Origin of the sequence: Streptomyces sp. NPDC057694 (genome assembly GCF_042799415.1) — a bacterium.
In the GTDB taxonomy this organism is placed as follows: domain Bacteria; phylum Actinomycetota; class Actinomycetes; order Streptomycetales; family Streptomycetaceae; genus Streptomyces.
This window is the reverse complement of sequence record NZ_JBHVIX010000014.1, coordinates 182,817-203,210: the sequence shown is the minus strand read 5'-3', so window position 1 is coordinate 203,210 and position 20,394 is coordinate 182,817. Positions and strand designations below refer to the sequence as shown.

Sequence of the window (20,394 nt, the reverse complement as noted above, 5' to 3'; positions counted from 1 at the left end):
TGGGATGCTGTTGTTGTTCCTGTGTGAGGGGCGTTGTCCCGGGCGGTCGTCGGCGGGTTCGTGTTCCCGCCCTCCTCCTTTTCCTCCCCCCCCACCCCCCCCCCCCCAGCGCCCCTCCGGCTCCGGGGCATGCGGGAGTAGCCCCGGTTTGGAACAGGCCGGAAGGGGTGGGAGGCCGGGCCCATGCCCCCGTGGGTATGGGCCCGGCCCCGGGATCGCGGAGGCGGCCCCGCGGAGGTGAGTTCAGGATGATGGGCTGGCTGCCGGATTGAATTCCAGGACGCGGACTCCTTGATGGCGGAGGACTGGGAGCGTCCGGGGACCGGGGACCTTGCCAGAAGCGGCCATACGGTGGCCGACGATGGTACTCACACACCGTAGTCCTGCCTGGCCACGCGCAGGGCGGGCGTGCGGCACCAGGTTGTGTACGCCGATTCCGGCACCATCGGCCAGCGAGTGTGTCTTGGGCATGGCTGTTCGGGCAGGTGGAGGGGCCACGGAACGTTTCGTCACTGCCTGTATCCGGCAGGTGTTCTGGCGCCGATGCGCGGCCGGGGAGGAAGCTGGACGGAAACAGCCCGTGAGCGGTCTGCGGGAGAGCGTTTCCAGTCGCTGTGAGGGTGGGCCGGTATATGGCTGAACTGCCGCATGAAGAGCAGTTGGCGGTGGCGTTCGTGGATCTCGCCGACACGCTGGTGCGGGACTTCGACGTCATCAATTTCCTGCACACGCTGGCCGAGTACTGCGTCAACCTGCTGGATGTGACGGCCGCCGGCGTCCTGCTGGCCACCCCGCAGGGCCGGCTGGTGGACGCGGCCGCCTCCGACGAGCGCACCCGCCTGCTGGAGGTGGCCAGCATCGAATGGGACGAGGGCCCCTGCCGGGACTGCTACCTGACCAGGCATCAGGTCCCTCATGCGCCGCTGAACACCGCGAACGCGCGCAGGCGCTGGCCCCGGTTCGCGCCACGGGCCGTGGGCCTCGGCTTCACCTCGGTGGTGGCCTGCTCGCTGCGGCTGCACGACCAGGTGATCGGAGCCCTGAACCTGTTCCGCGACCAGCCCGGCCCGCTGGGCCCCTCGCAGCTCAAGCTCGCCCAGGCGCTGGCCGACACCGCCACCATCGGCGTCCTGCAACAGCGGGCGGTGAGCGAACAGATGACCATCAACACACAACTGCAGCGGGCCCTGGACTCCCGCATCATCATCGAGCAGGCCAAGGGCTACCTCGCACACCGGCTCGACACCGGCGTCGAAGACGCCTTCGCCCGGATGCGCCGCTTCGCGCGCACTCATCAGATGCGGCTCACCGAGGTCGCCCGGCAAGTGCTGCAAGGCGCGGTCGATCCCTCGCTGCTGCGCCGGCCCGGTCAGTGACGAACCCCTGCCCCAACGCAGACGCGCACGAGCACACTGCGGTCCGGCCGACTTGCACCACACCCGGAAGGGGGCGGGCACAGTGACGCATCCGGTCATGACCGCCTACCTGCAGGCCCTCAACTCCCACACCGGTCCAGACCCGATCCCCCTGCCACTGGCCGACTTCGCCACCATGCTCGGCCTGGACGGACTGGGCCTACTGCTGTCCCCCACCGGCGGACCGGCCCAGCTCATGCAGTCCCACGGCAAGCACACGGGCACGCTGGAAGACCTCCAACAGGTCCAGGGCCAGGGGCCCAGCCTCGACGCCGCACGCCTGGGAACTCTGCTGCTGATACCCGACATCGCGCAATACACAGGCGAGCAGTGGCCGGGCCTGCCCGCCGCCATCCAGGCCCTCGACGTACACGCCGTGTTCGCCTTCCCCCTGCGGATCGGCATCATCGGCCTGGGCGCCCTCAGCGGCTACCGCATCCACCCCGGACCCATGTCGGACGAACAACTGGCCGATGCCTTCGGCCTGGCCGAGACCCTGGCCCAGCTCACCATCGCCACCGCCACCGACCTCGCACCCACCGCGCTCCTGGACGATCCCGGCCTGCACTTCGCCGAAGTCCACCAGGCCACCGGCATGCTCGCCGCCCAACTCGACACCGACTGCGACCACGCCCTGATCCTGCTGCGCGGCCACGCCTTCAGCCACGAACGACCCCTCCTCGACGTCGCCCGCGACGTCCTCGCCCACCACCTGCACCTCAACGACGACACCCCACAGCCCTGAGCACCCGAAGCGGAAGACCCCTACACGCAAGCCCTAGCCAGTCGTTGCTGTCGATCTGGCCTTGGGCTGAGGCACGTTGTGGGGCCGGGACTTGTTGACTGTGCACGTCTCTACGGGCTCTGGCCCACTTCTTGTGGAGCTGCGCGACATCGGGCTTGTCGAGCGGCGCCGGGCCGATACGGCGCAGGTACAGCGCCTCCTACGGAACCGTACGGAGGTGCTCGTGGCCTGCTCCACAGGAAGTGGGCCAAAGCCCGTTCACACCTTTACAGCCAGAGGGAGGGAACCAGGCCCTCAAACATGACTACCGTGCCTTACGCCATCAGTTCCCACTCGAACGCGTCCAGGAATCCGCGAACCCGCGCACTTCGAACCGGTCCAAGGGCGACAAGGACGTCGCCGAGTGGCTGCCGCCCTTCGAGGGCGACCGCTGCACCTACGTGAGCGACTGGGTCGCCACCAAGATGCGCTGGCAGCTCACCGTCGACCCCGCGGAGAAGACGGCCCTGGACAAGGAACTCGCCTCGTGCCCGAACGCCCCACTGACCGTCACCTTCGCCCGCTGACCGCCCGGGAGCGCTGAACTCGCAGAGGAGGCAAGGGCGCGGCTATTACCCTGTTCCTGCGGTGCGGGCCATCGACGAGACTTGCGGCCCGCACCGCACCTTTGTCAGCTGCGGCTCCGCCGCCGGTGCACGGCCGCTGTCAGCCGGTTCAACGTGCTGCGCGGACTGCTGGGACGAGACGGCCTCCTCCTGTTCGCAGAACTCCAGCCCGGATGTTCGGAGCCGAACTCCTCGAACCTCGGGAAGCTATCGTCCCGCGCGCTCCAGCGTTTTCACACACCGCCCCAGGTAACGAACTCCTCGGTCGACGACGCGTCACGGCGTTTCACATTGTTGTTGATCTCGATCTGCCAGTCCCCGCCGTGCCAGCGCGTGGTCATCGGCTGGAACTGATGCGAGCCGTCCGGGTATCGGTACAGGACCTCGACCACGGCGGTTTGCGGGTTGTAGGTGACATAGCGGAAACCTGCCACCTGTCCCAGCTCACCGGGCTCTGGTGCAGGCAGCGGCGCCTCGCCGAACTGATCTTTCAACTGCTTGAGCGTCGAGGCCCGGTCGACGCCGTAGGTCTGCCGCTCAAAAACGTCCTGCCAGTTGTCCGCAGTCATGCTCCTGCTGGAGATCTGAACCGCGGCGATCAGGGCGCCGGTGGGGGTGTGCGCGTAGCACCGCGCCAGATCGTGCTCCATGACGGCAGGGCCGGCGGCCTTCGCCCGAGGCAGAGCCGCGGTCTTGAACACCGACCACGTCACGCCGGAGGGGGCTGTGGTCAGCGGCGCGTCTGATCGGTCGGACAACGTCGGACAGGCGCCGGGCGTCATTGAGGTGCTGGGAGATTGGCCGCCAACGGGTGTGTCACCGGCAGAGGCAGCTTCGTGGTCCTTGTCAGCGGTGGCGCTCTGGCCGCACCCGGTCAGTCCCAAGGCGACAAGCACCGCCGCAGTGCTCAGGACTCCGCGGTAGAGAGCCCGTCCTCTCCCTGGCAGCATGCGCACACCCCCGTTGTCGTGAAGATCGGGCCTCACGTTAGCCACAGGGTCGGTGCTTCGTCCCCGCGCAGCAGTGGATGCGCCGCGTTTCGGACACCGGGCAGGCATGTCGGGGCGCAGCGGGTCTGTGGCTTCAGGCTGCCTCGACGACCTGCGGCGCGTCCGCGCCGGCATCCACGTCGTGCAACGGCTGAGCTTGAGGGAGATGCTTGAGCACGCTGCGCTGCGTGACCCGATCGGGACCGCTGAAGGAGCTCCAGTGCCGGTGGCAGACGATGAACGTGGCAAGTTCCCGCTCCCGGCCGCGCAGCTCGTCGACCCTGATGGCGTCCTGCTCGCTCCAGCCGTCGGTCGCGGGCCGCTCGAAGGGGCGCCATCCATCGATCTTCATGGCGTCGTTGGGCTCGCGCGACCAGGCCAGCTTGGTCTGCAGCGCATGGAGGTCGGTCTGAATCTGGAGGATTTCCCGCTGTGCGTCGATGAGCGGCGCGGGGAAGTCGGGTGCGTCGGTCAGGGATGTGATGTTAGTTCTGGGGTGCGACAGGACACTGTCACTGGTGGCTGCCCTGCAGCCGGGGCCGCGTGGGAAAGTCCGCGGCCGCTCGAAATTCATGGATGAGTGAGGGATCGCGTGCGCGAAATGGTGCAGCACCGGCGGGTGGAGACGGTGGGCAATGCGGAAACTGCCGGGCCGAAGCCGCAGTGGCAAAACCTGTTCGTAGCCCCCGCCTACGGCGACGGCTACTTCGACGACATCGCCGACGAGGCGGCCGTCGCCGTACCTGCGCCGGCTCGCCGCCGTCACGGAGGCCACCGCGCCGCTTAAAGGCTCTTGGGAGCCGTATCCGGGATCGACTGCGGTCGTTTCACTGGGAAACCACGTCCCCCGTGGTGATCACCCTCAGACCCGCTGCCACCCCCGCGCGGGTCTGACGCGCGTCACGGCCCCGTTCCTCACCGCTCCGGGATCCGGGAGCGCGGCCGACGCCTAGCCTGAAGGCATGGCCCGCCGCATCTGGGCACCGCCCATCCCCTACGACCTTTCCCGCACCTTGCGGGTGCTGCGCCGCGGCAGAAGCGATCCCACCTGTCGGCAGGAACTGGACGGCACCTGGTGGCGCACCACCCACACCCCGGCAGGCCCCGCAACCCTCAAAATCACCGCTGCCGGCCCGGGACCGACCGCCCGGGACTCGATACCAGAAGGACAACACCGGGGTGCCGGGGCTCCATCGGGGGTGCCCGTCTACCTCGTATCGCCCCGCAATGACCGCTGATACTGCCCCGGAGTCTGCCCCACCAGCGACGTGAAAGCGTCGATGAACGCGCTCGGGTTCGCCCAGCCGCAGGCCGTCGCCGTGTTGATAACCGAGACACCGCTGGCGAGAAGCAGCAGAGCGTGGTGGACGCGGAGCTGGGTGCGCCACTGAGGGAAACTCATGCCGGTCTCCTGCTGGAACAGGCGGCTGAGCGTGCGCTCGCCGGCACCGACTTGACGGCCCAAGCGGCCCAGAGTGAGCGGAGCCGACATGTTCTCCTCGACCAGGGCCACGACGGCGCGCAGGCGGTCGTCGTGGGGCTCGGGAAGGTGCAGTGGCTGTTCCGGCGCGGTCGTGATGTCGTCGATGACCACCCGACGCAGCCGGGAGCGCGCGCCCGCGGAGCGGCGTTCGGATCCGGTCAGCGCCAGCGTGGCCTCCCGCGCGAGCGGCGTCATGACAAGCACCGCGGGGTGCGGGGGCAGCAGCGTGGCCAGGCTCGGTGCCATGAAAACGACGCGCATGTCCGTTTCGCCGTGCCCGCGGTGACGGTGCTCGAAGCCCGCGGGGATCCAGACGACCCGGTTCGACGGGGCGATCCACGAACCCAGCAAGGTGACGAGCGAGAGCACGCCCGTGGCCGGGTAGACCAGGTGTCCGCGGGCATGGACGTGCTCGGGGGTGCGCTCGTCGTGGCCGAGCTTGAAGACGTGCTCACGCAGCGAGCGGTCGAGCGGCAGCAACTGGTCGTGCGGCTCCTGGCGGTTTTCAGGCATATCCCGGCAGATTATCAGTTGGCCGCCCACACGGCCTCCAGTTGAACTGGAGGCATGAACCACCCCGTCCGTCTCCAAGACCCCGCCCCCGCCCCGGCGGCACCGGCACCGCGCCCACGGCCACGCCGCCGTATCCGCGTCGCCGTCCTCGCCCTCAGCCTCCTCCTAGCCGCGTTCAACCTTCGCATCGGCGTCGCCTCCGTCGGCCCGGTGCTCTCGGACCTCCGCGCCGACCTCGGACTCTCCGAAGTCGTCGTCAGCCTCCTGACCACCATCCCCGTCATCGCGTTCGGCGTCTTCGCCTTTCTCACCCCGGCGCTCAGTCGCCGCCTGGGCCTGCACCGGCTCCTCGCCGCCACGATGGTCGCGCTCGCCGCCGGCATCGCCCTGCGGCTCCAGCCCGGCCTCGCCGGTCTGTTCGCCGGGACCGTTGTCGTAGGCGCGGCGATAGCGATTGCCAACGTGCTCATGCCCGCGGCGATCAAGCGGGACTTCTCCGGTCACGTCGGCCTCATGATGGGGCTGTACTCCACGATGCTCTCCGTCGGTGCCGCCGTCGCCTCCGGCACCACGGTGCCGCTGCTGTCCCGGGTCGGCGCCTGGCGGCCCACCCTGGCACTGTGGGCGATCCCCGCCCTCCTCGCCTTCCTCGTCCTCGTCCCGCAACTGCGGCAGGCCCCCGCCCGGGACCCCCGGACCCACGCCGCCACCGACGCCCCGCCGGAGGCTGGCGAGCCCTCCCTCCGATCCCTCCTCCACGACCCGGTCGCCCTCGCCGTGACCGCGCTCATGGGCCTGCAGAGCATGAGCTACTACGCCGCCCTCACCTGGGTCCCGACCCTGTTCCGGGACGCGGGCGCGGACGCCCACACGGCGGGCTGGATGCTGTCGTACTCCGCCCTCATCGGCATGGCCGGCTCGCTCGTGACGCCCGCGCTCGCCAGGCGGATCCGCCCGGTGTGGCTCCCCGTCGCGGTCGCCGCCGTGCTCACCGCCGGCGCCTTCGCCGGTCTGGCCACCGCCCCCACCTCAGCGGCGTACCTCTGGATGACCATGCTCGGGCTCGGCCAGGGCGCCTCCCTCAGCCTGTCCCTCACCTACATCGTCCAGCGCTCGCCCGACGCCCGGCACACCGGACACGTCTCCATGATGGCCCAGGGGCTCGGCTACCTCCTGGCCGGACTGGGCCCCATCGGCCTCGGCGCGCTTTACACCGCGACGAGCGGCTGGACCGTCCCCCTCCTGGCGCTCATCGGCCTGCTCGCCCTCCAGCTGTGGGCGGGGGTACTCGCCAGCCGGGAGCGGCACGTCCTCGCAAACGGCGGCTGACGGACGGCGGGATCCGTAGGCTCCGGGCAGCCTTTCGGCCTGCCGCAGGCGGCGGGCGGTTCGGCCCCGAGGCGGGCTCCGTAGATGCCGATCACAGCGGACCAGTAGACCCTGCCGGACCGGACGCTCAGCCGAGAGGGCTCGGTTCGCGCCGGACAACAGGACTCGGTGCAGGGCGGGTTGCCGCCCTGCACCGAAAGGGCCTACGGACCACGACGTCGATCATCGTCGCCCGGATCTCCGCCGGAGCGACGCCGCGTCCATGGTCTCTGGGACCTCCTGCGAGACCGGCGATGCTACGAACTCACACCTCCCGTCGCCGTCGCGACTTGACAGACGACTTGAGGAATCAGTTACTTCCTCCTTCTCAGACCGGTACGCGGAGCACCGGTATCGCCTGACGATGGCGTCGTCTCTCCCATCAGGGTTACGCGAGGCGGTGACCGGTGAGGCGGTTCACCCAGGCGATCATGTCGTCGGCGTCCTCGTTCACTGCGTGACCGCCGTCCCAGTAGAGGTACGAGTTGACGTCGTCGCCCAGACTGTTGAGGCCTGCAGCGAGGTTCAGCACGATGGGGTGCGAGGTGTTGGTGTCCAGGGCACCAGTACGCAGCCACCAGTGCCTCGAACGCCCCGGGTTGCGCTGCCCGACGAAGTACATCGGGTTCATCAGTTTGATCTTCTTGGGCAGGTCCACGTCGAGCGGCGCCGTGGCGTCACCGGTGGCCTCACGGAGGCTGTAGAGCGTGAAGTGCCGGGCGTTCGTGGTCGCGTCGCCGAACTCCTCGTTCTCCCGGTTGCTCAGATCAAGGGCATCGAACGACGGCACGTCCTTGCTGCGGCTGCCGATATGGGAGAGGAAGCCGTCCCAGCTGAAGCGGGCCTTGCCACCGGACCAGTTGATGAAGGTGTTGTCGGCCAGGTAAGCCGCACGGTCCTCGGCCGACAGGCCCGCCAGGTACTCGGTCGCCGAGGGCTCCAGGTACACCTTGACCATGTAGTCGGCATAGTTGTCCGCGGTGAGCGTGCCGTAGCCCTTGACGCCCCGCAGTCGTAGCGACTTCAGATAGTCCGCGAAGTCGTCTCGCAGCTGGGTCGAGTACGTCTGGTCGACGACAGAGCCGTTCTGCAGGGGGAGGCTGCCGAACATCCACTCGTAGGCCATGTCCGAGTGCTCGAGGTCGGCGATCGGAGAGTAGGCGGTGGTGGCGAAGACCGCGTCGCTCTCGTCCGCCGCACCGATCTCCTTCAGGTACGAGTGGTAGAGCGCGCTGTCGCCGGAGGCGCCGAGCAGTGAGGACAGGGCCGCGCCGGCGCTGCCGCCGCTGGAGACGATCCAGTCGGTGTTGCCCGGAATACGGTGCTTGTTGAAACGCAGGTAGCGGACAGCGGCCTTGAGGTCGACGATGCAGGCCGGCGCCTTGCCGTAGTACGTGCCGTCCGACGTGACGTTCTCGCGGCCGCGAACGCCCGGTTCCACCACGACCCATCCGTTCGCCAGGGCGTACAGGGCGTTGTTCTCGTGCGCGGTGTTGCCCTGGCCTGCGGCGTTTCCGGCGTCCGGCGTGGTGCCGGTGGAGTTGGATGCGCTGGGCGAGGCGGTCGCGCCAGTGGCGTCGGTGGGCATGCCGCCGGCTGGCGGACCGCCACCGTTATTGGCCCCGACCCCGGTAGCGGCCGCGACCGAGGATGCGGAGTACCCGCCCATGGTGTTGGCCAGCATGATCGGCGCATGTGAGGCGTCGACCGCCTTGCCGTCGATAGAGACCGGGACGCTGATGTTGAGGCTCTGGTAGGCGGCGTCGACCGGCTTCGCCACGTAGGTGAGCGCCTTGTAGAAGTGGTACGTGACCGTGTGGTCACCACTGCCGGTGGTGACCGAGGTGGTCAGGACTGAGTAGGCGTCACGGTCGAAGAGCAGTGAGACGTTGCGGTTCGCGGAGGCCGCGGTTGACGCAGACGCCTTCGATCCGGTGCTCGCGTGCGCCGTACCAGCGGTGAGTGCGGTCGTGGCCGGCACGGCAGCGGCCGCGGCTAGTCCTGTGATGACGGTCCTGCGCTTCATTCTGGTGAGCTCCTAGCTCTCGGCGACGGGACTTGAAGCTAGGTTTCAACACTAAAAATCGTCAACAATTTCATCGACAATCTCATCATTTTCGAAGTTCGGCTGAGAGGCCGTCCACAACCGCTTCGTAGAGCCGCCATCAGCCGAATCCCCTCCTGCGGGAGCAGCACCCTCGACAGGTCCTGAGCGCACATGTCGCGGCATAGCCAAGGACGTCGGCAGCCTCGGCCCCGATCCCCGCTCGGGTACGGCGTCATCGCTCCACATTCCGACCAAGCCGCGAGGCTTTGGCGCTGCTGGATGCCGGGGCGTCGGCCTCGTATGCCTCACGAACCCTGCGGTCGCTTATACGGAGAGCGAGCAGGGAGGCGCCCAGGCAGAGGCCGGCCAGGGCGAGGAAGGCGGTCGGGTAGGCGCCGGTGGCTCCGGTCGGCCGGGCGAGTGAGGCGGTGAGCGTGCCCGCCAGGGCCACTCCGAAAGCGCCCGCGGTCTGGCGCTGCATATTGAGCAGCGTGGTGGCATCGGCCGTGCGCGAGGGCGGGATGGTGACGAAGGCCGCGTTCTGGGCGCTCGCGAAGAGGAGACCGACGGACGTCCCGAGCAGGTACATGGAGGGGTACAGGGCGAGGGGGTGCGGCGTGGTCATCAGCGTCGCGAGGACGGAGATGATCAGCGCTGCCCCGATGCCGCCCACGACCATCAGCAGACGGGGGCCGAGTCGGTCGTGGACGCGGGGCACGATCTGGGAAGCGGTCAGCATGCCGAGTGCTTCCGGGAAGGTGGCCAGACCGGAGTGGAGAGCGCCGTATCCGAGACCTGTCTGCAGGAACTGGGGATAGAGGTAGAGGACGCCCATGAAGGCGGCTCCGGTGGGCAGCAGGACCACTTGGGTCGTGCGGAACAACTGGTCCTTCGCGACGCGCAGTTCGATCAGCGGGTGCCGGGAGCGGAGCTCCCACACCACCATCACGGCCAGGGACGCGACTCCGCCGGCCAGGGGACCCAGTGTGCCGCCGTTTCCCCAGCCCCGATCCGGAGCCGTTGTCAGGGCGTACAGGACCGCGGCGAGTCCACCGCCCGCGAGAACGAAGCCGAGCGCGTCGAACCGGGGCGTCCCCGGGCCGGGAAAGTCCGGTAGGGCGGCCGCTCCGAAGAGCAACGCGAGTACTCCGACGGGCAGGTTGACGAGGAACACCCAGTGCCAGGAGGCCGTGTCCACGAGCCAGCCGCCCAGGACGGGTCCGAGGGCGGGAGCGACGGTGGTCGGCAGCATGACGTACTGCTGTGCGCGCAGCCGCTCGGCCACGGGAAAGGCACGCAGCATCATCGTCATGCCGACGGGGGCGAGCAGTCCCCCGCCGACACCTTGGAGGATGCGGTAGCCGGTGAGCGCTTCGAGCGAGTCGGCAGTTGCGCACAGCCCCGAGGCCACGGTGAACAGGAGCAGCGCGGTCAGTACGGTGCGCCGGGTGCCGAAGCGGTTGGTGAGCCAGCCGGAGACAGGGATGAAGACGGCGAGGGCGACGAGGTAGCCAATGTTGACGGAGCTCAGGCCGGAGAGGTCCACGCCGAAGTCGTGGCCGATGGCGGGGAGGGCGACGTTGACGATGGTGGTGTCCATGATCGCCATGAAGTTCGCGGCGACGAACACCCCGCAGACGGCGACCTTCGTGGACACCCGGCCGGCCAGGCGCGGGGAGGCTCCTGGGCCGGCCGGACGCTGGGGGTTCACCGGCCGTGCCGGAGCCAGTGCGTGTGCTCCGCGGTGAGCGCGATGCGGCACGCGTGGAGCGAGTTGTCGATCTGGGCGGTCGTTCTCGGTCCGATGGACGGCCACACGCCGGGGTGCTGAAGCGTCCAGGCGAGGGCCACGGTCTCGGGCCGGGTGCCGAGCTGCTCCGCGAGGTCCCGGCATCGCTGCCGTCGGGCGCGGTTGTCCTCGGTGTCGTACGGATCGGGCTTGCCGTGGTGTTCCTTGGGGCCGCTGCGCGCGAAGTAGCCGCGGGCCTGGGAGGACCAGCTGATCAGGGGCAGGCGGTGCGCGTATACGACGTCGAGTACGGCGTCGTCGGCGTGCAGGCTGCCTTCCAGGAGCGTCGGGTCGGGTTCGGCGAGGCTGAACTGGTAGCTGGCCACGAGGGTGTGGCCTCGTTCATTCAGTGCGTCGGCAAGCTGCGACAGGCGCTCGGCCCGCCAGTTGGAGACGCCGACCCGGCGGACGTGTCCGGCGTCGACGAGCCCCACGAGGGTGTCCGCGAGTTCGGCGACGGAGCGGCCGAGGTCGTCGCAGTGGTAGAGGAGTACGTCGATGACATCGACGCCGAGCTTGTGCAGCGCGGACTGCACATGCTCGAACACGGTGTCTCTGCGCAGCGGGATGTCCTCACCCGTTGTGTCGTGCCCGACCTTGGTGAGCACGCTGAGGGCACCGGGGTTGCCGCGCAGCCATTGGCCGACGGCCTCCTCGGCCCGGCCGCGGGCATAGCTGTGCGAGGTCTCGACGAGGACGCCGCCGGTGTCGGCGAAGTGGGCGAGGCGTGCGGCGGTGGCCTCGGCGGGCTCCGCGCCGAAGGGGCCGCCGAGAACGAACCGGCGCGCGCCGCGCGCCGCGCTCTCACTGTCGAGCGGTCCGTCGAGCGGCTGCAGGGGGGAATGCGGCATCGGCCACACCCTTTCGATGTCGAGGTGAACCTTCCTTGTGTCCGGGGCGCCCCGCGGGCTGGTCAGTCGTCCGCGGGGACTCGTCGGAAGCCGTCGACGTCGGCGAAGGGGCGGGGCAGGTGCGGCCGCAGCGGGATGTGGAAGGTGTTGAGCATCATCGCGGACATGCTGAAGCTGCCGATGCAGCCGATCAGGTCGAGCACACCCGCTTCGCCGAACAGGGCGATGGCCTCGGCATAGGTGGCGTCCGTGACGAAGTGGTCGTAGAGCATCTCGTGGGCGAAGGCATGGAAGACGCGCTCGTCCTCGGCCTTGAATCCGGGGTCCTCGCCGCGCGCGAGGCGGTGCAGGCACTCGGCCGGGACACCTTCTTCGACGGCTTGCTGAATGTGGGCGTTCCAGGCGGCCTGGCTGTCGAAGTGGCGGGCGCAGATCAGCACGCTCAGCTCCCTCAGCCGCTGCGGGAATCGGGACTCGTTGCGGCAGTAGCGGCCCAGGTTCTCGACCCAGTGGGCGAGTTCCATGTTGCGGGCCCAGGCGAGGAAGGGCGGGGGTGGTTCGACGGCCGGACCGACGATGGTCTCGAGGAGCTCTGTCTGTTGGGAGGTCAGGCCGGTCAGTGGGGTCAGGCGCATGGAGCGGGACCTTTCGAGGACACGGGGAGGCGGTGGTGGCGGCCAAGGGTCCGTCAGGCGGTGCGCCACCAGGCGTAGTACGTGTCTCCGTAGCCGTCCATGATGTCCGGGTACTCGTGGTCCGCGTCCGGGAACTCGAAGAAGTCGTGGTCCACGTCGAGGGCGGTGAAGCGGGCGTCCAGGTCACGGATCGTGGGCGCCAGGCGGGTGTCGAGCCGGCCGGACAGCAGCCGGACCTGGCTGGTGCGCCGCAGTTCGGGGGCGTTGGCCAGGACCAGGCTCCACGGGTGGCAGAGGTCGTAGTACTCCTGATCGCCGAAGTAGGTGTTGTTCACCCGGTCCGCCGGCTCGTCCTTCAGGTCGCGCAGGATCGCCGGGGCGACCGCCGACACCTTGCCGAAGACCTTCGGGTACTTCAGGCCCAGGTGCAGCGCGCCGAAGCCGCCCATGGAGAAGCCCTCGACGGTACGGGCCTGAGCCTCGGGAATGGTGCGGTAGGTGGAGTCCATGTGCTGGACCAGGTCGAAGGCGGTGATCTGGGCGAGCGGGCGGGCGCCGTCCTTGGAGTCGACGTACCAGCCGACCGGCAGGATCTGCGGGACGACGACGATCGCCGGGGGCATCACCTCATTGCGGATGGCCTTGTCGATCCGCGCAACCATTTCGGAACCCTGACGGGCATTGCCGAAACCGCCGTGCAGCCAGTAGATGACGGGGAAGCGCCGGGCCGGCTCGGTCTCGTACTGGGGCGGCAGGTAGAGCTGATAGCTGCCCTGGGCGTCCGCGCCGCCGCGGGAGGGCTGCGGGTAGAGACCGAAGGTGGTGAGCTCCTGGTCCTCGCGGACCTCGTCGATCCACATCTGTTCGATCTGTGCCATCTGCTCGGGCGTCGTGCGTACCTTGTGGACCTTCTCTGCCACGGGGCTTGTCCTTTCGGGATGTTCACGGTGCGTGGTACGTCCGGGGCCTCCGAGGTGGGTGCGGCAGCCCTCCGCCTCCACCACCCGGACGTTCCATTACGTAGAATGGTGTACTCTGTTGTGGAACGCTGCTCAGTGAAACCCTGGGACAGGAGCCTGTCAATGGCCGGGAACGAAACTTCGGTGGACTCACAGACGGGCGGCCTCTCGGGACGCAGCTCGCTCGCGGGCAACGCCACCGACAAAGCCCTCAATCTGCTGGAGGCCGCCTCGGCACCCGGCCATCCGCACCGGCTCGGCGAGATCGCCGCAGCCGCGGGAGTGCCCAAGGCCAGCGCGCACCGCATCGTTCAGAACCTGGTGACGACCGGCTTCCTGGCCTCCCACGGCGCCGGCGGCTACGGCCCCGGGCCGCGGATCCGCGCGCTCGCCGCCCGCATCACCCAGGGCTGCGGAGAGGACCAGGTGATGCGCGCCGAGCTGGAGGTGCTGGGCCGACGCATCGGCCACACCGTGCACATCGGCGTACGCACCGGCGACGTGGTCACTCTGCTCATCAAGGTGGCGGGCACGAACCCGGTACAGGACTCGTCCCGCGTCGGCATGCAACTGCCTCTGCACACCACCGCGATCGGCAAATGCGTCCTGGCTGACCTCGACGACACACAGCTCACCGCCCTGGTGGAGCGCCTGGGCCTGGAGCCCCGCACGGAGCACTCGCTCACCGATCCGGCCGAACTGCGCGCGGAACTCGCCAAGGTCCGCGAGCAGGGATTCGCGCTGGACGACGAGGAGAACGAGCCCGGCGTACGCTGCCTCGCCGTGCCGGTCCGTGACGTCAAGGGCTCGGTCATCGGTGCCGTCAACGTCTCAACGGTCACCTTCCTGGAAACGCGCGAGGCCCTGCTGAGCCAGGTCGACGCCGCGCGGACGACGGCGGAGGCACTGCACGGCCTGCTGGGCTGAGGCCACCCCTGCGCCAGCACATCAGTGACACCGTTGCATGATCCGCACGCTTAGCTTGCGCGTCCGACACCCGATTCGTCTTGCGCGAACGCTGGACACCGGGACGCCGTTTCAGCAGGGTTACGGCACCGGGCCATTCGCGTATCGTCCGCACCGCGGCCGAAAGACGTCCATGCCCGGGTTCACCGGCCAGCCCCCGGTGAGCCAGCAGTACTTCAGCATCTGAGTCTGATCCTCGCGAGCAGCGGGAGCACCTCCGGTTCGTCGCCGCTCACCCCGAAGACCGTCGGTCTCCTACGGCCTCTTCCCCGGCCGTCACCGCACGGCGGTAGCCAGCGACGTACCCGCCCCGTCTCCTCTCCTCCGGTCCTCCGTCGGCCGGTTCACACCCCTCCTCGTCCGTGCACCGGTGGATCCCCTTCGCGGGCGCCACCCGGGCCCTGCTCCCACACGCGCCCGGCACATGCGGAGGTCTCTCATCACCTTCAGCTGCCCGCCCTCTGCGGCCCCGCCGCCATGGCGGATCCACCCGTGGCGCAAGGAGAAGACATGCTCCACCCCGATTCCCTTTCCGCACGTCCCGACCGGCCCCACGCGAGAGCGCAGCGGACCGCCCGACTCACCCGCCGCGGCTTCCTGACCACCGCGTTCGCGCTCTCCGTCGCCGCCTGCGGTGGCGGCAAAGGCACCGCAGGCGCCCAGAACACGGGCAAGGCCGTGAAGGGCGACACACTGACCATCGCCGAGCAGCAGGCTCCCCCGACACTCAACCCGGGCTCCCTCGACCTCGGCTTCGTCGACTTCACGATGCTGGCCTACGAGTCGCTGTTCTACCTCTCCCCCGAGGGCAAGGTGGAGCCCGCGCTGGCCACGTCGTGGAAGTACGTCGGCACCGGCAACAAGGAGCTGTCCGTCACCCTCCGTCCGGGCGTGACGTTCGCCGACGGCACCGCGGTCACCGCCGACGCGGTCAAGGCGTCCCTCGACTACGCGAAGAAGGCCCAGGGCAACCAGGCGCACTATCTGGCCGACGCCACCGTCACGGCCACCGGCCCGCTGGCCCTGACGATCAAGCTCACCAAGTCCAACCCGATCCTGCCCACCCTGCTGACCCAGGCCTACGGCATCGGCCAGATCATCAGCCCCAAGGGCCTGGCCGACGTGAAGAACCTGACGCCGACGAAGACGAGTCAGGGCGCGGGTCCCTACATCTACGAGCCCTCCGACAGCGTGGCGGGCGACCACTACACATACACGGCCAACCCGGCCTACTACGACAAGTCCAAGCAGCACTTCAAGAAGATCGTGATCCGGATCGTCCAGAACGGCCAGACCGGAATCAACTCCATGAAGACGGGCGAGCTCGACGTCTACAAGGGCGACTACACCTCGGCCGCCTCGGCCAAGGCGGCCGGCATGTCCACCGTCGGCCTGCCGTGCATCATGCAGGGGCTCAGCCTCATCGACCGCGAGGGCGAGGTGTGCAAGCCTCTCGGCGACGTCCGTGTCCGCCAGGCGATCAACTACGCCATCGACCGGGACGCGGTCACCAAGGCGCTGCTCGGTGACGCCGGGACGCCGACCGCGCAGACTGTGATCAAGGGCGCCGACGGCTATTCGGAGGAGTTCGCCGACTACTACGCGTACGACCCTGCGAAGGCAAAGAAGCTGCTGAAGGACGCTGGTTACGCGGACGGCTTCGAACTGCCGGTGCTCGCGGCCACGTTCGTCGGCTTCGACACGATGGCGCAGGCGATCGCCGGCCAGCTCAAGAAGGTCGGCATCAAGGTGAAGGTCACCTCGGTCACCAGCATCACGTCCTTCGTCGAGAACGAGACGAACCGCAAGTATCCGGCGGTCTCCGGCGGTTTCACCGTGGAGCCGATGTATCTGGAGGGCCTGGACCTGTTCATGCCGGGCTCCAAGGTCTTCAACGGCTTCGGCAGCTCCTCGGACGAGTTGACCGAGCTCTTCGACAAGGCCGCTGCCGCCACCGACGCGGACGAACGCGCCGACCTTGACCGGCAGATGCAGGAGTACCTGGTGAAGAACGCCTGGTTCGCCCCGGTCGCCTTCACCCCGGTCAACTACTACGTCCGCCCCGGCATCAGCGGGGCCAAGGTCAGCGCGGGCTCTCCCTTCATCAACCCGCTGGCCATTTACGCCACCAAGTAGAGGAGTGAGGTGAGATGCACAGGATCCTCTTCCGCTGGCTGCTCGGAGCCGTCCCGGTGGTGTTCGGCGTCACGGTTCTGACCTTCGTTCTGACCAGCCTCGTCCCGGGCGATCCGGGCCGCACCATTCTCGGCACCAACGCAAGTCCCGACCAGGTCAGGGCACTTGATGCCCAGCTCGGTCTCGACCACTCGCTGCCGGTGCGCTACTGGGACTGGCTGACCGGAGCCCTGACCGGCGACCTGGGCGACTCGATCACGTCGGGCGTCCCCGTCAGCGACCAGTTGCTGTCCCGCCTCGGGACCACCTTGTCACTGATCGGGGGCGCGATCCTGGTGGCCGCCGTCGCCGGAGTCGCCGTGGGCGTCCTCAGCGCGCTCAAGGGCGGCTGGCTGGGGCGGACCGTGGACGGGCTCTCACTGGTCGGCCTCGCCGTGCCCAACTTCTGGTTCGGCCTAGTGCTCATGACGGCTTTCGCCGTGCAGTTGCCGCTCTTCCCAGTGTCGGGGTACGTCCCGTTCACGGACTCTCCGGTGCAGTGGTTCGAGTCGCTCGTGCTGCCGGTCCTCACCCTGGGCGTGCCGGCCACCGCACCGGTGGCCAAGCAGACCCGTGACGGCGTGCTGACCCAGCTCGACCGGGAGTACGTGCGAGTGCTGCGGGCGCGCGGTGTCCCGGAGCGGTCGGTCGTCTTCCGGCACGTGCTGCGCAACGCCGCCGCCCCCGTCGTGACCGTCCTCGGCGTGGTCGTGGTGACGCTCTTCGGCGGCACCATGCTCGCCGAGACCCTGTTCGTGATGCCGGGGCTCGGCGGCCTGGCCGTCTCCGCCGCGCAGACCCAGGACATTCCCATGGTGCAGGGCGTCGCCCTCGTCTTCACGGTCACCGTGATGCTGATCAACCTGCTGATCGAAGTGGTGTACACGATGCTCAATCCGAAGGTACGCACATGAAGGCCCCGGCGATGACGAGCACACGGCGCGGCTTCGCCGCACGGCTGCTCCGCAAGCCCGCGGCGGCGGTCTCCGCCGGTTACCTCCTCCTCGTCGTCCTGGCCACCGTGCTGGCCGGAGCGCTCTCCCCCTACGACCCGGACGAGCAGGATCTGACGGCCGCGCTCCAGGGCCCCAGCGGCCATCACTGGCTCGGAACCGGCGAGTTGGGCCGCGACGTACTCAGCCGACTGCTGCATGGCGGGCAGATCACCCTGCTCGGAGTCGTCATCACCCTGGTCGTCTATCTGGCGCTCGGGGTCCCGGCCGGGATGATCGCCGGTTACCGCGGCGGCTGGTTCGACCGGCTGGTCATCAAGACCGCCGATCTGGTCTCCGCCGTCCCCGTGATCATCGTGCTGCTTGTGGTCCTCTCGGTGTTCACCAACAACGAGAGCGCGGCCATGGCCGCCAACGGCCTGCTCGCAGCGCCACTGCTGGCGCGGGTCGTCCGCTCGGCCACGCTCGGTGTGACGGAGGAGCTGTACGTCCGTGCCGCGGTCGCGGGCGGGATCCGCGACCGGGTCATCATCCGGCGGCACGTCCTGCCGCGCGTCACCGGAGTCGTCCTCGTGCAGGCTTCCGTGTTCGGCGCGTACGCGGTGCTGCTGGAGACCGGGCTCGGCTTCCTCGGTCTCGGTACCAGCGAGGCCAGTTGGGGCAGCATGATCGCCGAGGCGTCCAAGAACATCGGTGTCGATCCGTGGCTCCTGGTCCCCTCCGGCTTCATGATCATCAGCTTCATTCTGGCGCTGGGGCTCTTGAGCGACGGGCTGCGCGACACGTTGGCCGAGCGGTACGCGCCACCAGCCGACAAGGCTCCGTCCCGGCGCACGACGTGGCCGCGCGGCGACACCTCCGAGGCAGCAGCGGAGGAACCGGACGCCGACGCCCTGCTGTCGGTGCGCGGTCTGACGGTGGCCCTGCGCATCGAGGGCACGCCCACCAAGGTCATCCGGGACGTGTCCTTCGACCTGCGCGCGGGAGAAGTCCTCGGCATCGTCGGGGAGACCGGCTGCGGCAAGACCGTCACCGCCACCGCGCTCCTCGGCATGCTGCCCGCGGGCGGCCGCGTCACCGCCGGCACTCTCCTCTTCGAGGGCACCGACCTGGCCCGGGCGGACGCGGCGACCCTGCGCGGGGTCCGCGGGCGCCGGATCGGCTGGATATCGCAGGACCCTATCTCCAGTCTCGACCCGTCCTTCACCGCCGGCGCCCAGGTGGCCGAAGCCGTGCGTCTGCACACCGGCTGTTCCCGCAAGCAGGCCAGGGAGCGTGTGCTCGAACTCTTCGCGCAGGTACGGCTTCCCGACCCGGCCCGCGTGGCCAACAGCTACCCCCACCAGCTCTCCGGCGGCATGGCCCAGCGCGTCGGCATCGCCATAGCGCTGGCCGGCGACCCGGCCCTGGTGATCGCCGACGAGCCAACCACCGCGCTCGACGTGACCGTACAGGCCGAGATTCTCGATCTGCTCCGCGACCTCCGGTCCTCCGGCACGGCGATCGTCCTCATCACCCACGACTGGGGTGTGCTGGCCGACCTGTGCGACCGCGCGGTGGTGATGTACGCGGGCGAGGTGGTCGAGGAGGCCGAAGTCACCGCACTGGTCGCCGCGCCGTCCCACCCCTACACGGCCGGGCTTCTCGGCTCCGACCCCCATCACGCCCTGCCCGGCCAGCCGCTGCCCTCTGTCGAAGGCGCCGTGCCGCCGCCCACGCAGTGGCCGGTCGGCTGCCACTTCCAGAACCGCTGCCCACGGGTGACCGACGCCTGTAAGGAGAAGCCCGTCGTGGTCTCCCATCTGGTCGAGCTCGAACGGTCGACACGCTGTATCCGCCCGCTCGCACAGGCCGGAGGACCGACCCATGACTGAACAGACCGCAGACACTCCCCTGCTCCGGGTGCGCGAACTCGGCGTCACCTACCACCGCTCCCGGCTGCGCGGCGGAGACGTTCATGCCGTACGCGGCGTGGACCTGACCGTGCGGCGCGGCGAGACCGTCGGCCTGGTCGGCGAGTCCGGCTCCGGCAAGTCGACCATCGGCGCCACGGTGCTCGGCCTCGTCCCCACGACCACGGGGACGATCGAGTTCGACGGCGCGGACATCACGCACAGCTCCCGCGCCGACCGACGACTCCTCGCCCGCCGTATGCAGGTGGTCTTCCAGGACCCGTACGGCTCGATGAACCCCGCCCACACGATCGGCGACACCCTCGCCGAGGCCCTGCGCTACAACCTGGCCCTGCCGCCGGACGAGATCCGTGAACGCGTGCTGCGCGCTCTCGACGACGTCGGTCTCCCGCCGGGCGCCCTGCACCGCTATCCCGCCGCGTTCTCCGGCGGCCAGCGCCAACGCATCGCCATCGCGCGGGCGTTGGTGATGAAACCCGACTTCCTCGTGTGCGACGAGGCGGTCAGCGCCCTCGACCTCTCGGTCCAGGCCCAGGTCCTCAACCTCCTGGCCCGGCTCAAGCGCACGCGCGGCCTGAGCTATCTGTTCATCTCCCACGACCTGGCAGTGGTCCGCTACCTCAGCGACACGATCGTCGTCCTCTACAACGGCCGGATCGTCGAGCACGGACCGGCCGCGCTGATCGCCGAACGGCCCGCGCATCCCTACACCCGTGCACTGCTCGCAGCGGCGCCGGTCCCCGACCCCGTGGCCCAACGCCGTCGGCAGGCCGAACGGCGCCGTGCGGTCACGGCCACCCCGGCACAGGGGCGGGCCGGCAACGGCTGCGCCTTCGCGCCCCGCTGCCGGTTCGCCGAGCAGACCTGCTGGTCCACCCAGCCCGAACTCGTAGACCACGACGGGGTCTTTGTCGCCTGCCACCGCCACGAAGAGATCGCGGTCCAGACGCCGGCCGGAGCCGCCTGACCGCCCGTCCCGCACCCTTCA

Annotated in this window: 17 protein-coding genes; 9 read left to right on the top strand and 8 right to left on the bottom strand. The window is 69.1% G+C overall.

Annotated features, from left to right (window positions below; genetic code table 11):
* Positions 1 to 632: 632 nt before the first annotated feature.
* The 3 genes from ACFVDP_RS27720 (at position 633) to ACFVDP_RS27710 (ending at position 2,726) form a co-directional block, all read left to right on the top strand.
* Positions 633 to 1,376, top strand: coding sequence for a GAF and ANTAR domain-containing protein (locus tag ACFVDP_RS27720; RefSeq protein ID WP_383495107.1), 744 nt, complete (start codon positions 633 to 635; stop codon positions 1,374 to 1,376).
* 97 nt (positions 1,377 to 1,473) lie between these two features.
* Positions 1,474 to 2,160 (top strand): ANTAR domain-containing protein, encoded by a 687-nt coding sequence (locus ACFVDP_RS27715; protein WP_383495104.1) that lies wholly within the window; start codon positions 1,474 to 1,476, stop codon positions 2,158 to 2,160.
* Between the two features lie 440 nt (positions 2,161 to 2,600).
* On the top strand, positions 2,601 to 2,726 hold the full coding sequence (locus ACFVDP_RS27710) for a hypothetical protein (protein ID WP_383495102.1): 126 nt from the start codon (positions 2,601 to 2,603) through the stop codon (positions 2,724 to 2,726).
* A gap of 272 nt (positions 2,727 to 2,998) precedes the next feature.
* Here ACFVDP_RS27710 and ACFVDP_RS27705 read toward each other — a convergent pair whose 3' ends face one another.
* The 3 genes from ACFVDP_RS27705 to ACFVDP_RS27695 form a co-directional block, all read right to left on the bottom strand.
* Complete coding sequence (locus tag ACFVDP_RS27705; RefSeq protein ID WP_383495099.1) at positions 2,999 to 3,415, bottom strand: hypothetical protein; 417 nt, start codon at positions 3,413 to 3,415, stop codon at positions 2,999 to 3,001.
* Between the two features lie 433 nt (positions 3,416 to 3,848).
* Entirely contained in the window at positions 3,849 to 4,520 is a 672-nt protein-coding gene (locus ACFVDP_RS27700; protein ID WP_383495096.1) for a hypothetical protein, read from the bottom strand.
* Positions 4,521 to 4,961: 441 nt separating this feature from the next.
* Entirely contained in the window at positions 4,962 to 5,750 is a 789-nt protein-coding gene (locus ACFVDP_RS27695; RefSeq protein WP_383495094.1) for a helix-turn-helix domain-containing protein, read from the bottom strand.
* 54 nt (positions 5,751 to 5,804) lie between these two features.
* On the opposite strand from ACFVDP_RS27695, the gene ACFVDP_RS27690 reads away from it, so the two are divergent.
* Positions 5,805 to 7,079 carry a CynX/NimT family MFS transporter gene (locus ACFVDP_RS27690; RefSeq protein ID WP_383495091.1) on the top strand — a complete coding sequence of 425 codons (1,275 nt, stop codon included), beginning with the start codon at positions 5,805 to 5,807 and terminating at the stop codon, positions 7,077 to 7,079.
* 427 nt (positions 7,080 to 7,506) lie between these two features.
* Here ACFVDP_RS27690 and ACFVDP_RS27685 read toward each other — a convergent pair whose 3' ends face one another.
* From ACFVDP_RS27685 to ACFVDP_RS27665, 5 genes are all read right to left on the bottom strand, one after another.
* The gene (locus ACFVDP_RS27685) at positions 7,507 to 9,144 is read right to left on the bottom strand and encodes a subtype B tannase (protein ID WP_383495088.1); all 1,638 of its coding nucleotides are present in this window, start codon (positions 9,142 to 9,144) and stop codon (positions 7,507 to 7,509) included.
* Between the two features lie 253 nt (positions 9,145 to 9,397).
* Positions 9,398 to 10,876, bottom strand: a complete 1,479-nt coding sequence (locus ACFVDP_RS27680; protein WP_383495085.1) for a DHA2 family efflux MFS transporter permease subunit — start codon at positions 10,874 to 10,876, stop codon at positions 9,398 to 9,400.
* Positions 10,873 to 11,805 carry an aldo/keto reductase gene (locus ACFVDP_RS27675; RefSeq protein ID WP_383495082.1) on the bottom strand — a complete coding sequence of 311 codons (933 nt, stop codon included), beginning with the start codon at positions 11,803 to 11,805 and terminating at the stop codon, positions 10,873 to 10,875. The genes ACFVDP_RS27680 and ACFVDP_RS27675 overlap by 4 nt, the downstream gene beginning before the upstream one ends.
* Before the next feature lie 62 nt (positions 11,806 to 11,867).
* Positions 11,868 to 12,440: a carboxymuconolactone decarboxylase family protein gene (locus ACFVDP_RS27670; RefSeq protein WP_383495079.1), complete on the bottom strand. Its 573-nt coding sequence runs from the start codon at positions 12,438 to 12,440 to the stop codon at positions 11,868 to 11,870.
* Between the two features lie 53 nt (positions 12,441 to 12,493).
* The gene (locus ACFVDP_RS27665) at positions 12,494 to 13,360 is read right to left on the bottom strand and encodes an alpha/beta hydrolase (RefSeq protein ID WP_383495075.1); all 867 of its coding nucleotides are present in this window, start codon (positions 13,358 to 13,360) and stop codon (positions 12,494 to 12,496) included.
* Between the two features lie 162 nt (positions 13,361 to 13,522).
* Between ACFVDP_RS27665 and ACFVDP_RS27660 the strand changes: the two genes are divergently transcribed.
* From ACFVDP_RS27660 to ACFVDP_RS27640, 5 genes are all read left to right on the top strand, one after another.
* Positions 13,523 to 14,326, top strand: a complete 804-nt coding sequence (locus tag ACFVDP_RS27660; protein WP_383495073.1) for an IclR family transcriptional regulator — start codon at positions 13,523 to 13,525, stop codon at positions 14,324 to 14,326.
* Between the two features lie 549 nt (positions 14,327 to 14,875).
* Positions 14,876 to 16,501, top strand: a complete 1,626-nt coding sequence (locus tag ACFVDP_RS27655; RefSeq protein WP_383495070.1) for an ABC transporter substrate-binding protein — start codon at positions 14,876 to 14,878, stop codon at positions 16,499 to 16,501.
* 14 nt (positions 16,502 to 16,515) lie between these two features.
* Positions 16,516 to 17,454, top strand: a complete 939-nt coding sequence (locus tag ACFVDP_RS27650; protein WP_383495067.1) for an ABC transporter permease — start codon at positions 16,516 to 16,518, stop codon at positions 17,452 to 17,454.
* Positions 17,451 to 19,367: a dipeptide/oligopeptide/nickel ABC transporter permease/ATP-binding protein gene (locus ACFVDP_RS27645; protein WP_383495064.1), complete on the top strand. Its 1,917-nt coding sequence runs from the start codon at positions 17,451 to 17,453 to the stop codon at positions 19,365 to 19,367. Before ACFVDP_RS27650 ends, ACFVDP_RS27645 begins: the two co-directional genes overlap by 4 nt.
* Positions 19,360 to 20,373 (top strand): oligopeptide/dipeptide ABC transporter ATP-binding protein, encoded by a 1,014-nt coding sequence (locus tag ACFVDP_RS27640; protein WP_383495061.1) that lies wholly within the window; start codon positions 19,360 to 19,362, stop codon positions 20,371 to 20,373. Before ACFVDP_RS27645 ends, ACFVDP_RS27640 begins: the two co-directional genes overlap by 8 nt.
* The last annotated feature ends 21 nt before the right edge of the window (positions 20,374 to 20,394 follow it).

What these genes read in the sequence shown, in the direction of transcription:
- ACFVDP_RS27720 (WP_383495107.1), top strand. Translation starts at nt 633, where the DNA reads ATGGCTGAACTGCCGCATGAAGAGCAGTTGGCGGTGGCGTTCGTGGAT.
- ACFVDP_RS27715 (WP_383495104.1), top strand. Translation starts at nt 1,474, where the DNA reads ATGACCGCCTACCTGCAGGCCCTCAACTCCCACACCGGTCCAGACCCG.
- ACFVDP_RS27705 (WP_383495099.1), bottom strand. Translation starts at nt 3,415, where the DNA reads ATGGAGCACGATCTGGCGCGGTGCTACGCGCACACCCCCACCGGCGCC.
- ACFVDP_RS27695 (WP_383495094.1), bottom strand. Translation starts at nt 5,750, where the DNA reads ATGCCTGAAAACCGCCAGGAGCCGCACGACCAGTTGCTGCCGCTCGAC.
- ACFVDP_RS27690 (WP_383495091.1), top strand. Translation starts at nt 5,805, where the DNA reads ATGAACCACCCCGTCCGTCTCCAAGACCCCGCCCCCGCCCCGGCGGCA.
- ACFVDP_RS27685 (WP_383495088.1), bottom strand. Translation starts at nt 9,144, where the DNA reads ATGAAGCGCAGGACCGTCATCACAGGACTAGCCGCGGCCGCTGCCGTG.
- ACFVDP_RS27675 (WP_383495082.1), bottom strand. Translation starts at nt 11,805, where the DNA reads ATGCCGCATTCCCCCCTGCAGCCGCTCGACGGACCGCTCGACAGTGAG.
- ACFVDP_RS27670 (WP_383495079.1), bottom strand. Translation starts at nt 12,440, where the DNA reads ATGCGCCTGACCCCACTGACCGGCCTGACCTCCCAACAGACAGAGCTC.
- ACFVDP_RS27660 (WP_383495073.1), top strand. Translation starts at nt 13,523, where the DNA reads ATGGCCGGGAACGAAACTTCGGTGGACTCACAGACGGGCGGCCTCTCG.
- ACFVDP_RS27655 (WP_383495070.1), top strand. Translation starts at nt 14,876, where the DNA reads ATGCTCCACCCCGATTCCCTTTCCGCACGTCCCGACCGGCCCCACGCG.
- ACFVDP_RS27650 (WP_383495067.1), top strand. Translation starts at nt 16,516, where the DNA reads ATGCACAGGATCCTCTTCCGCTGGCTGCTCGGAGCCGTCCCGGTGGTG.
- ACFVDP_RS27645 (WP_383495064.1), top strand. Translation starts at nt 17,451, where the DNA reads ATGAAGGCCCCGGCGATGACGAGCACACGGCGCGGCTTCGCCGCACGG.
- ACFVDP_RS27640 (WP_383495061.1), top strand. Translation starts at nt 19,360, where the DNA reads ATGACTGAACAGACCGCAGACACTCCCCTGCTCCGGGTGCGCGAACTC.